This window comes from Ahrensia kielensis DSM 5890, from assembly GCF_000374465.1.
GTDB lineage: Bacteria > Pseudomonadota > Alphaproteobacteria > Rhizobiales > Rhizobiaceae > Ahrensia > Ahrensia kielensis.
The window spans coordinates 100,061-112,145 of sequence record NZ_KB894529.1 but is presented as its reverse complement, the minus strand read 5'-3'; the positions used below and the strand labels follow the sequence as shown (position 1 = coordinate 112,145).

At 46.8% G+C, this 12,085-nt stretch carries 6 protein-coding genes; 5 read left to right on the top strand and 1 reads right to left on the bottom strand.

Annotation, left to right across the window (positions count from 1 at the left end; genetic code table 11):
* The first annotated feature begins 136 nt into the window (after positions 1–136).
* The 4 genes from C504_RS0106690 (at position 137) to C504_RS0106675 (ending at position 6,913) form a co-directional block, all read left to right on the top strand.
* Positions 137–1,969: a sensor histidine kinase gene (locus C504_RS0106690; protein ID WP_245555140.1), complete on the top strand. Its 1,833-nt coding sequence runs from the start codon at positions 137–139 to the stop codon at positions 1,967–1,969.
* Positions 1,966–3,291, top strand: a complete 1,326-nt coding sequence (locus C504_RS0106685) for a sigma-54-dependent transcriptional regulator (RefSeq protein ID WP_018688547.1) — start codon at positions 1,966–1,968, stop codon at positions 3,289–3,291. Before C504_RS0106690 ends, C504_RS0106685 begins: the two co-directional genes overlap by 4 nt.
* A 240-nt stretch (positions 3,292–3,531) precedes the next feature.
* Positions 3,532–4,515 (top strand): TAXI family TRAP transporter solute-binding subunit, encoded by a 984-nt coding sequence (locus tag C504_RS0106680; RefSeq protein ID WP_018688546.1) that lies wholly within the window; start codon positions 3,532–3,534, stop codon positions 4,513–4,515.
* Between the two features lie 157 nt (positions 4,516–4,672).
* The gene (locus C504_RS0106675) at positions 4,673–6,913 is read left to right on the top strand and encodes a TRAP transporter permease (RefSeq protein WP_018688545.1); all 2,241 of its coding nucleotides are present in this window, start codon (positions 4,673–4,675) and stop codon (positions 6,911–6,913) included.
* Between the two features lie 33 nt (positions 6,914–6,946).
* Here the strand turns inward: C504_RS0106675 and C504_RS0106670 are convergent, their stop codons facing one another.
* Entirely contained in the window at positions 6,947–9,373 is a 2,427-nt protein-coding gene (locus C504_RS0106670) for a bifunctional diguanylate cyclase/phosphodiesterase (RefSeq protein ID WP_018688544.1), read from the bottom strand.
* Positions 9,374–9,634: 261 nt separating this feature from the next.
* Here C504_RS0106670 and C504_RS0106665 point away from each other — a divergent pair, with 261 nt between their 5' ends.
* Positions 9,635–12,076 (top strand): heavy metal translocating P-type ATPase, encoded by a 2,442-nt coding sequence (locus C504_RS0106665; RefSeq protein ID WP_018688543.1) that lies wholly within the window; start codon positions 9,635–9,637, stop codon positions 12,074–12,076.
* Positions 12,077–12,085: the final 9 nt, after the last annotated feature.

Genomic DNA, 12,085 nt, shown 5'->3' with positions numbered 1-12,085 from the left:
TTTTTTGGGTGCCACTAAAACTTTTCCTGTTATTTTAGCTATTTCCTTTGCTATTGCCTCTCGGCAATCAATTGTGTTGATGTGTGCTAATTTTAAGCGCAGGTTTAAATCAGGAGATAGTTTTACGGTGCAACAGATGTCTGAAAGTTCTTTAGAGGCAGCATCTGAGATGAGTGCACGCGCTAAACGTGAACGGAAGTTGAGCGGTAAAATGCTCATCTTTTTGCAAATTGCTGCACTTGTAGCGGCATTGTGGTTTCTTGTTTGGCCAAGGCTAGAGCGTCATTTTTTACTGCAAGCAGCCGAACAAAATGAAGTCACCTTGCGCTTGGTTGGAGACAGCATACGCGCCGCGCTTGATCGCTATGCACCATTGCCGCATTTGATCGCAGAGCGCCCAGAGCTTGGCATGCTTTTACAAGAACCTTCACGCTCAGATTTAATCGACATAACCAATAGCATTTTGCTCAATACTGCGCTCTCCGTTTCGGCGTCAGACGTTTACCTTATGAATACAGCGGGAACGACAATTGCCGCCAGTTCTTATCATAAAACGCGCTCATTTGTGGGGCGCAACTTTAATTTCAGACCATATTTCAAGCAGGCAATGGAGGGAGAGCTCGGTCGCTATTTTGCACTGGGTACTACATCGGGAGAGCGGGGATACTTCTTTGCCGCTCCTGTGCGTGAAGGTGCAAAAATATTAGGTGTTGTTGCCGTTAAGTTTACCGTGGATGCTTTTGAAGATGCTTGGCGCAGCGCCGCTTCCAATATCATTGTGACCGACCATAATGATATTATTTTTATGGCAAGCAATCCTGAGTGGTTGATGCGCGCGACGAAAGAGCTTTCTCCTAACGTGTTGAAATCAATTGAAGAAAATCAACAATATCCACTAGAGCGCGTTACAAACCTTGAAGTGACACATACCTTTCTTAGTTCTGCGACTGATATTTTGACAATCGAAGGCACCAGTTTTGTTGGTTCATCTGACGAAATGAGCAAGGCGCCTCATTGGACTGTCACGTCACTTGTGCCGATCAAGCCTGCTCAATTTCAAGCTTTACTCGCGCTCATTGTCTTTTCGCTTCTGGCTTTGATTTCTATTTTGGGAATTGCCTTTTTAAGGCATAGAACCGCACAGCAAATACGAACACAAAAGCTACTTGAGCGCCGCGTGAAAGAACGCACGGCTGCCTTGAGCCATGAGATTGAAGAACGCCGAAACACCGAAGAAGAACTGCGACGCACACAGGCAACCTTAATTCAGGCCGGAAAATTGTCGGCGCTGGGCCAAATGTCTGCAGCCCTTAGCCATGAGTTCAATCAACCGCTTGCAGCTGTAAAGTCCTATGCTGAAAATGCGCGTGCATTTCTTGATCGGGGGCAGGTGGACGAGGTGCGCGACAATATTGGTAGAATATCCAAAATGGCCGACAGAATGGCGGCAATTTCAAAGCATTTGAGAAACTTTGCGCGCCGACCTCAAGAAGCTGTCGGACCGGTTTCTCTTTTAACCGTTATTGATGACGCTCTGGCTGTCAGCGAGCCACGTCTTAAAACCAGCAAGGTTGTGCTCAAATATGAGCGTCCTGAACAAGAGCCATTCGTCATCGGCGGTCATGTGCGATTGCAACAGGTCATTGTAAATCTTATCTCAAATGGGATCGATGCAATGAATGGTGAAGGCCTGCTAGAGCTTAAAGTCATATCAACACAAAACGGCTGGCAAATTAATATGCGCGATCATGGTGTTGGCATATCGCCTGATGCCATTGCACAAATGTTTGACCCATTTTTTACGACAAAAGAAATGGGCAAGGGCTTGGGTTTAGGGCTGTCAATTTCTTACAATATTGTACGTGATTTTGGCGGTAATCTTTGGGGCAAAAATCACAGCGAAGGTGGTGCAGAGTTTGGTGTTGATCTCGTTGCTGCTGACCATCTTTCGATTAAGGCTGCCGAATGACTGAAACAATCTTATTTGTAGATGACGAAGAAGAACTGCTTATTGCAGCCAGCCAGACGCTCAAACTGGCTGATTTGCCCGTCACAACATTTTCAGAAGCTGAATTGGCCTTGAATAAGGTTGCGCGAGATTTTCCTGGTATCGTTGTTAGTGATATCAGAATGCCAAACATGGACGGAATGACGCTTCTGCGCAGAGCTTTGGAGATTGATCCAGCTTTACCCGTTATCCTAATCACAGGAAATGGCGATGTAGAGCTTGCAGTTGAAGCCATGCGAGCTGGTGCCTATGATTTTCTGGAAAAGCCTTATAATCCTGCGCATCTGATCGAAGTTGTTCGCCGTGCCCTCGATAAACGACGCTTAACACTTGAGAACCGCCTTTTGCGTAATCAGGTTGGCAGCAGGGATGCTATTGAAGCGCGCTTGATTGGGCGCTCCAGCGTTATGGTGCGGTTGCGCGAGCAGGTTCGCGCTGTTGCTGCAACAGATGCCGATATCCTTGTTCAAGGAGAAACGGGAACAGGTAAGGAAGTTATCGCCCGTGCAATCCATCGCGCATCTGCGCGTCAAACCAAACCATTTGTTCATATCAACTGCGCAGCACTACCCAAAGATCTGGTGGAAAGCGAACTGTTTGGCCATGTTTCAGGTGCATTTGCGGGCGCCGTAAAAAGCCGCTTTGGAAAGTTGGAACATGGCCGCGGCGGCACAATTTTCCTTGATGCGATTGATTGTCTGGAAATGAACGTTCAAGCGAAGTTTCTACAAGCGATCCAAAGTCGCCAAATAACGCCTTTAGGCTCGAACGAGATCATAGATCTGGACGTTCGTTTTATAGCAGCCTCTAAAGAGCCGCTTGATAAAGCTGTAGCCGAAGAGCGTTTTCGTGATGATCTGTTCTACCGTTTGAATGTTGTGACATTATATGCGCCGCCATTATCGGCGCGCCGCGATGACATTCCGCAGCTCTTTATGCATCTCGTTGCTGAAGCTGCGACACGCTACCGATGCCCGATGCCAGAAGTGGACAGCCAAACATTGTCTAAAATGGCAACAGGGACATGGCTAGGCAATGTGCGTGAACTGCGCAATGCCGCAGACCGTTATGTGTTAGGTTTAAGCGTCGATGACGATGATCAAATCATCGGTGATCAGAGCTTGGCCGAACGTATGAACACCCATGAACGCGCCATAATTTCTGCAACATTGGCAGCACATGGTGGGGCGCTCAAACCAACCTATGAAACGCTGGGTGTTAGCCGCAAAGCACTTTATGAGAAGATGCAAAAGCACGGATTAGACCGCGAGAATTTTTCTTAATCCTTTTTGTTGCGAGGATTTGTAACACATTCTACCCATGCAATTAGCCCTGATGTCCCGAAATCGACCCAAAGCTTAAATCTAAACTGGGAATTAGCTTTTCCAGCCAAGCTGTGGTCTTGTATAAGGGGCGCTGCTTTTGTTTTCTCGCCAAGTTCCAAAACCAAGAGGAACGAGACGGCGCTGCCGTATCGTCGGTGGAACGGGCGTATGCCCAAAGAAACATATGGGAGAGATATTATGAAATTCCTTGCAATCCTTGCATCTTGCACAATTCTATCAGTCGGCACCGCTTTTGCTCAGTCAGAAGTCGACAAATCCGATTGGCCTGCCAGCTTCACAGTTGGTACAGCGTCACAAGGCGGCACATATTTCGTCTATGGTTCCGGCTTTGCGAAAATCATCTCAGAAGATCTGGGTGTTCCAGGCGGCGGTGAAGTCACTGGCGGTCCAATGCAGAACATGGCGCTCGTTCACACAGGTGAAGCGGCATTCGGTATGACAACCATGGGCCCAGCAAATGAGTCACTCAAAGGCACAAACCCAATTGCGCCTGGACTTAACATGGATAAAGCTTGTGCGATGTTCCCGATGTACAAAACTCCATTTGGCATCACGACATTGTCTTCAACAGGCATCAGCTCAGTTGCCGATATTCCTGAAGGCGCAAAAATCGGTTTTGGCCCTGCAGGATCAACATCCGACACTTACTTCCCAGCAATGCTGGAAACGCTCGGCGTAAAGTTTGAACGTCGTAACGGTTCATGGGACGACCTTGGTTCGCAATTGCAGGACGGCCTTTTGGACGTTGTTGCGTTTGCAGTTGGTATTCCGACACCGGCAGTAAGCCAGCTCGAAGCGCAGTCCACAGTTAACTTTGTCGATTTTACGGACGAAGAGCAGGCGAAAATTATCGCTGAATTCCCTGTTGCGGATTTCACAATTTCATCAGGCACATATTCGACATTGGACCGCGATTTGAAATCAGTTTCAATGTGGAACTTCGCTGTTGCTAACTGTGATCTGCCGGAAAGCTTTGTTTACGAAGCAACCAAGGCAGTCATGGCTGACCATGACCGCATGATGGGTGTTCATAAAGCAGCAAGCGAAACGCTTATTGAAAACTGGGACAAGAATAAAGTTCTTAAGTGGCATTCAGGTGCAGCAAAATGGATGAACGAAAATGGTGCATCTATTCCAGCTGACATGACCTACGGCGGCTAATACTAGCGCCCACTAAATCGAAGGGCTGTCTTGCGACAGCCCTTTTTAGCCATCGATTATTTTGTTTGTTTGCTAACTTGCTGGCTGCTTGTGCGACCAAGCTAATTAATCGGAAAACAAAAAATAAAATCCGAATGCTTTCTGGGGGAAGAAGATTATGAGCGACACCACTCTCGATGACGAAGCTGTAAAGCCAATCAAAGCAGAAGGCGTTGATGAAGAGCCGGTGGAGAGTAACCGCCGACTATTCCAAGGAAAACTTGGGGTTTTCATGGCGGCCTATGCGGCTATTTATGCCTTGTTTCACATGCTCGCGCTTAACGGTGTTTCAATATCAAATCTGACGGGTGTGAATATCCCGTTTTTGCCAAATTTTCCGATGGAAACTTGGAATTTTCGAATTATCCATGTCGCAGGTGCTTTGGGACTTGGTTTTCTACTCTTCTCTGGTCGCAATTTTGCCGATGACGGACAAAAGCCTGCGCCCATGTTTAACATCGCCGCTATCGGCCTTGGCCTTTTAGCGCTTTTCAGTTTTGGTACGGCGCTTTCGTTCGCTGTGGAAATCAGCAACGGTGCCATGTGGAACGGCATTGACCCGACTATTAAATTTAACGAGATATGGCTTTATGGCGTGCCGCTTTTAGTGGCAACTATCGGGGCAATCGTTCTGTCATGGTTTGATAGTCGTCAACGCGGATCAATCTCCGGCCTTGATGTCACTTTGCTTATTTGCGGCGTTTCGGTTGCAGCTTATCTCATCATCATTTTTAGCACGCAGATGCGCAACTCAACGGGCACACCATTTGCGCCAATTGGAATGTCCATTGCTGCGGTTGCAGGCACTGCACTCATTTTGGAAATGACGCGGCGTGTGGCCGGACTTGCCTTGGTTATTATCTCTGCAATTTTCTTAGCCTATGTTTTCATCGGGCAGTATTTACCAGGTGTTCTTAATTCGCCTGCGATATCGTGGCAGCGCTTTTTCAGTCAGGTTTATACAGATGCGGGCATTTTAGGGCCGACCACAGCGGTTTCTTCAACCTATATTATTCTGTTCATTATTTTTGCTGGTTTTCTACAGGCGTCTAAAGTTGGTGATTATTTTGTGAACTTCGCTTTTGCTGCCGCTGGGCGTTCGCGCGGCGGGCCTGCAAAAGTTGCGATTTTTGCCTCGGGCTTGATGGGGATGATCAATGGCACATCTGCCGGTAATGTGGTTGCTACGGGATCGCTCACAATTCCGCTGATGAAGCGTGTTGGATATTCGTCAAAAGTGGCGGGTGCTGTAGAAGCTGCAGCTTCAACGGGCGGTCAAATTATGCCGCCGATTATGGGCGCTGGTGCGTTCATCATGGCTGAGGTGACGGGGATTGCGTATCAAGATATCGCGATTGCCGCTATTATTCCGGCTATCCTTTATTACGTATCTATTTATTTCATGGTCGATTTTGAGGCTGCTAAGCTCGGCATGAAGGGTATGAAGAAAGAAGAACTGCCTATTTTTGGTGAGCTGATCAAGCAGATATATCTTTTCATTCCGATTATCATTTTGATTGTCGCACTATTTATGGGCTATTCGGTAATACGCGCTGGAACGCTTGCGACTGCGGCCGCTGCGATGGTTAGCTGGCTGACACCGTACCGGATGGGCATAAAATCAATTGCCAAAGCGTTTGAACTATCAGGCTTAATGTCCATTCAGATTATCGCTGTGTGTGCGTGTGCAGGCATCATCGTTGGTGTGATTTCACTGACAGGCGTGGGCGCACGGTTCTCGAACCTTTTGCTCGGCTTAGCTGAAACCTCGCAGCTCTTGGCCATGTTCTTTGCTATGTGCATTGCAATTGTGCTTGGTATGGGCATGCCGACAACTGCGGCCTATGCGGTGGCCGCTTCGGTTGTTGCGCCGGGCTTGGTACAGCTTGGTATCCCGCTTTTGACGGCGCATTTCTTCGTGTTCTATTTTGCTGTTGTTTCCGCAATTACGCCGCCCGTTGCACTTGCATCTTATGCTGCAGCGGGAATTAGCGGTGCCAACCCCATGGAAACCAGTGTCGCCTCGTTCAAGTTTGGTATTTCAGCGTTCATTGTACCGTTCATGTTCTTCTACAACGGCGCGATTTTGATGGATGGGACATGGCCCGAGATCATCCGCGCAGCTATAACGGCAATTTTCGGCGTATTCTTATTGTCTGCTGGTGTTCAGGGCTGGTTCGTTGGTGGCCGTGTCGCATGGTTCATGCGTCTGGGGCTTATTCTGGCAGCTCTGTGTATGATTGCAGGTGGCTTAATCAGCGATCTCGTCGGCATTGGAGCAGCGGTAGGACTGTACTTTATACAGCGTACATTCAAACCTGATGCAGATGCGCAAATCTCTGTTTCAGGCAGTGATTGAGTGAAACAAGAAGCTTAAGAGCACATAAGGCTCTTAAGCTTCAAACGATTTGCGAATTTTCTCAATCTGCGAATGTTGAGAATTTTCCGAACGCTTTTTGACCCAAGACGTAAAGTTCTCAGGTGTCATGCTTCTTGAATAATAGAAGCCTTGAAGAATATCTGCACCTGACTTTTCAGCCAATAAAACCTGCTCCAGTGTTTCAACGCCTTCAACGGCAACTTGAGAGCCAAGAGAATGCGCCATTTCAATGGCGGTTTGCATTATGACTTTCACACGGGGATCGTTGATGGCGCCTCTGATGAGCGAGCCGTCAAGCTTAATCAAGTCAACAGGAATAGATGCCAGCCGTGTTAGATTTGAAAAACCTCTACCAAAATCATCGATTGCAACAGTAAAGCCCTTTTCCTGAAGTGCATTTACAGTCTCGTTGAACACACCGCGTGAAGCATCCATAACATTTTCGGTAATTTCAATCTGCATGCGGCTTGGATTAATTTTTGCAGAAGAAGTTTGCTCAATCAGATTGGGTATAAAACTATCAGCGGAGAAATGCTCTGTTCCGATATTTATAGCAATGTTGAGGTTGAAGCCTTGTTCGTCAAAATATTTGATGTCGCGCAATGCGCGGCCAATAACCCATTCGCCCAAATGTTTCATCACATGAGTTTGTTGGACAGCAGGTAAAAATAGATTTGGCTGTATAATGCCATGTATTGGGTGTTGCCAACGAACCAAAGCTTCAGCTGATGTAACTTGTTGTTTGGTAAGACAAAATTTTGGTTGATACTCTAGGTAAAGTTCGTCGTTCTCTATTGCATTCAATACAGCTGCAAGTATCTCGCTCTTTCCCCCAAGAGCGCCTTGTGTGCTGTATAATTGGAAGCGATTTTTGCCATCTGCTTTAGCTTTATACAAAGCCACATCAGAGCGTCTAAGCAGATCTTCGATATTTGTGCCATGATCTGGGTAAAGCGCACCGCCTGCTGATTGATCACATGCGATCTCAACACCAGCAACATTGATTTGTTTAGGAAATGATTTGCGCAAGTTTTCGCAGACTTCAGATATGTTCGTTGTTGAATCAGGTAATGGCAGAAGAATTGCAAATTCATCGCCGCCAATACGCGCAATGACTGGGTGGGCCGATGGCAAACCACGGAAATTGACGTCCATGAATTTTTTTGTTGTTGGGTAAAGGCTTTTTGCAAACGATTTTAGTACTTCATCGCCGATACCATGTCCGCGAATGTCATTGATCTCTTTAAATCCATCGAGATCGAAGAAAATCAGAATACCTTTTCTACCTTGCGAAACACGTGTTTCGATCTGCTTTTTGCTTTCGGATTCAAAATAAGCGCGGTTGCCAATACCGGTTAGCGCGTCTTCAAAAATCTGTTTGGCGAGCTGTTCTGAATTCTGCAGCACCGTTGCAGTCAGTTCGTTATATGCATCCACAATATGTGTGAGTTCGTGAATGCTCGTTTCAGCCTGACTTGGCGAAACAGCCATTGGACGACCAGTAGTGGATTGCTTTTTTAAAGTTACAGCAAGATTTTCCAGCGGTTTAGCCAACCATCGGATGGAAAAATACAACAGTAGAATAGCTGCGATTACGGAGCCGATAAGGCCGATGAATAAAGGGGTTAAATTTTCAAATATTCTTGCCCGAACTTCACTAAGCTCTTGGGGAACCATCACGCCCCAACCAGAATGTTCAACCGAAGAAATGCCAGCAATCATGTCCGATTGCGTGGCAGGCGAGTAAAAGTTTTCAATCCCAGCCTCGCCATTCATCATGCGTTTGACTGCTGAAACTTCGGAAATGTTTTTTATATCATTAGCCCAAGCTTGGTTCGGGTGTGCCAATACATTGCCAGCTTGATCAACAATCGCTGCGTGACCGTTTCTTCCAAAGGATACTTTTTTCGCCATATCAACGAAATATTCTGTACTAATGCACCCTATAACGAAGTTATCACCGCTGTTGCGGATGACGTGAATTGTCGGAGAACCTGTTCTCGATTTTTGAACTGGTAGAAACTGAAGCTTGGAACTCTTCGGCGTGTTTTTAATTTTTTCGAGTAATTTTGGATCAATAAACTCTAAGTTTGTCGTCCGCTTACTATTGGTGGAAAAAAGAATTTTGCCATAATCCGGAGATACAATAGAAACATCGTCAATATTCAAGTTTTCCATAAGTCTTTGAATATATTTTGTATCAACATTTTGTTGTAACGATGCTGCCGTTGCATTCACTACTGTTCGAACATCTTCTTCATAGTGATGTAAGCTATCGGCAACACTTTCGGCTAAAAGTAAGTTGCGCTCTTTCACTTCCTTTAACTCATATGCAGCCGTGCGCTGATACGTCATCCAAGTGAATGTGATGACAGGAAGCAGTCCAATTGCCAAAAAAGCAAGCAGAAAAGCTGATCGAATGCGGATCGTCATTGGCATTTATGCTCCCTAAATCATTGAAGATACATGGCCATCCTGACAAAATTTACATGAATGAGGTTGTAAAGTGCTTAACGAAAAAGGCCGTTTGCGCTGTAAATTCTATGTTTTACGCCCTGTTTAGCTTGAGGCAGGTAGCTTGCTGGCCCTCTTTTTGTGCTCTTAAAGTATCCATTATCTGTATTGTTTGGCGCGGTATATTAACTGTTGACCTTCCTGCTGCTGGAAGCCTTACAAAAGCTTATGTAAGGAGCTGACATCATGGACAAGAAAGAAAATACGTTGAGCAAAACAGGCAATCACAGTTGTTGTGGCGGAAACCACGCTGAGCACCACGACCATGGCGCGAAAACAACTGCATCGTTAACGAGCACTGATATTTTAGAAGCGGCGACAATTCCGGTTGATGGTGTCGTTAAAGATCCTGTGTGCGGCATGAGTGTAAAGCTAGATGCTGGCAAACCAAATTTTTCTTACAAAGGCAATGATTTCCATTTTTGCAGCCAAGGCTGCCATGACAAATTTGAAAATGATCCTTACTTTTACCTGTCAGGAAATAAGGCGAAGAAGAAAGACGCTGCGCCAAAAGATGCAAAATATACCTGCCCGATGGATCCGGAAATAGTTCAAGACGGACCGGGCACATGTCCTATTTGCGGTATGGCTCTGGAACCTATGGATGGTATCGCAGAAGGCCCAAACCATGAATTAATAGATTTCACTAGACGCCTCTGGCTAAGTGTTGGCGCAGCAATACCATTGTTGATTTTGACGATGGGACCAATGATTGGCTTGCCCGTTCGCGAGTGGCTTGGCGAGAAGGTGAGCCTCTATATTGAATTTGCGCTTGCAACACCTGTGGTCATTTGGGCTGCATTACCATTTTTCCAGCGCGGCTGGACGTCGGTTAAAACATGGAACTTGAACATGTGGACACTGATCATGATCGGTGTCGGTGTTGCATATCTATACTCAACCATTGCAACATTTTTGCCAAATTTATTTCCATCTGGTTTGCAAATGGCAGGTGGCCATATGCCTGTTTATTTCGAGGCAGCTGTCGTCATTGTTGCGTTGGTTTTTGTGGGCCAAGTATTGGAATTGCGCGCACGTGAACGCACGGGCGATGCTATTCGCGCACTGCTGGACTTGGCACCTAAAACAGCACGGCGCATTACGCCCGATGGCGATGAATATGATGCGCCGCTTGAAAACATCATCAAAGGCGATCGTATGCGGGTTCGCCCCGGCGAAGCAATTCCCGTGGATTCTATCGTTATAGAAGGTCGAACAACCATCGATGAAAGCATGCTAACTGGCGAACCGTTGCCTGTTGAAAAAACTGAAGGCGATAAAGTAACCGGCGGCACGCTCAACAAAAATGGTTCTTTGATTATCGAAGCTACCCATGTTGGCGATGAGACGATGCTCGCTGGTATCGTTGCAATGGTGTCTTCGGCTCAAAGATCACGCGCGCCAATTCAAGGGCTTGCAGATAGAGTAGCATCATATTTCGTGCCGACAGTTGTTCTGGTTGCAGTCTTAGCATTTGTTATTTGGATGTTGATTGGCCCCGATCCGGCATTTGTGTTTGCGATTATTTCGGCTGTGTCTGTTTTAATTATTGCCTGTCCTTGCGCACTTGGCTTGGCAACACCGATGTCGATCATGACAGCAACGGGCAGGGGCGCGCAGGCTGGTGTTTTGATTAAAGATGCTGAAGCATTAGAACGCATGGCGCGTGTGGATGTTTTGGTGGTCGATAAAACGGGCACACTGACAGAGGGTAAGCCCACGTTGACGGATGTTGTCTCTTTTGGCGATGTCGCCGAGCGTGATATGCTCGCAATGGTGCGCGGGTTAGAAGCAGGATCTGAGCATCCGTTGGCAGAAGCGATTGTTGACGGGATAACAATGAAAGACATTGCAGCAACCAAAATAAGCGATTTCGATGCTGTCACGGGCAAAGGTGTTCGCGGTAAATCGGACAGGCACACTGTTGCGCTTGGCAATGCTGCAATGATGAAACTGATTGATGTTGATCCTAGCGCAGCTGACGAGCAAGCAGACAAATTGCGCACCCAAGGTAAAACCGCAATGTATGTCGCAATCGATGGCAACCTTGCGGGTCTGATAGCAGTTACTGATCCGATCAAAACGACAACGCGCGATGCAATTGTAGCTCTGCATGCAGCAGGACTTAAAATCATCATGGCAACTGGTGACAATGAAAAGACAGCGCGTGCTGTCGCTGATCAGCTCGGAATAGATGATGTGCGTGCCGGTGTTTTGCCAGAAGATAAAAAGGCACTGGTGGATGAGCTACACAAGAAAGGTCACAAGGTTGCAATGGCTGGTGACGGTGTAAACGATGCGCCAGCGCTTGCCGCTGCTGAAGTTGGTATTGCAATGGGAACAGGTGCAGATGTTGCCGTTGAAAGTGCAAGCATAACACTGCTTAAAGGCGATTTGATCGGCATTGTTCGCGCTAGGACACTGTCAGTGGCAACGCTGCGAAACATTAAGCAGAACTTGTTCTTTGCTTTTGCTTACAATAGCGTCGGCGTGCCAATTGCTGCGGGCTTGTTATACCCGCTAACCGGCACATTACTATCCCCAATGCTTGCCGCGGCAGCGATGAGCCTTTCATCTGTTTCCGTGATAAGCAATGCGCTACGATTGCGTGCTTTGAAATTGGATTGAGGAGCTAAA

Bases quoted from the DNA above. Each gene is read 5' to 3' on its own strand.
- C504_RS0106670 (WP_018688544.1), bottom strand. From the start codon at position 9,373: ATGCCAATGACGATCCGCATTCGATCAGCTTTTCTGCTTGCTTTTTTG.
- C504_RS0106680 (WP_018688546.1), top strand. From the start codon at position 3,532: ATGAAATTCCTTGCAATCCTTGCATCTTGCACAATTCTATCAGTCGGC.
- C504_RS0106665 (WP_018688543.1), top strand. From the start codon at position 9,635: ATGGACAAGAAAGAAAATACGTTGAGCAAAACAGGCAATCACAGTTGT.
- C504_RS0106690 (WP_245555140.1), top strand. From the start codon at position 137: ATGTCTGAAAGTTCTTTAGAGGCAGCATCTGAGATGAGTGCACGCGCT.
- C504_RS0106685 (WP_018688547.1), top strand. From the start codon at position 1,966: ATGACTGAAACAATCTTATTTGTAGATGACGAAGAAGAACTGCTTATT.
- C504_RS0106675 (WP_018688545.1), top strand. From the start codon at position 4,673: ATGAGCGACACCACTCTCGATGACGAAGCTGTAAAGCCAATCAAAGCA.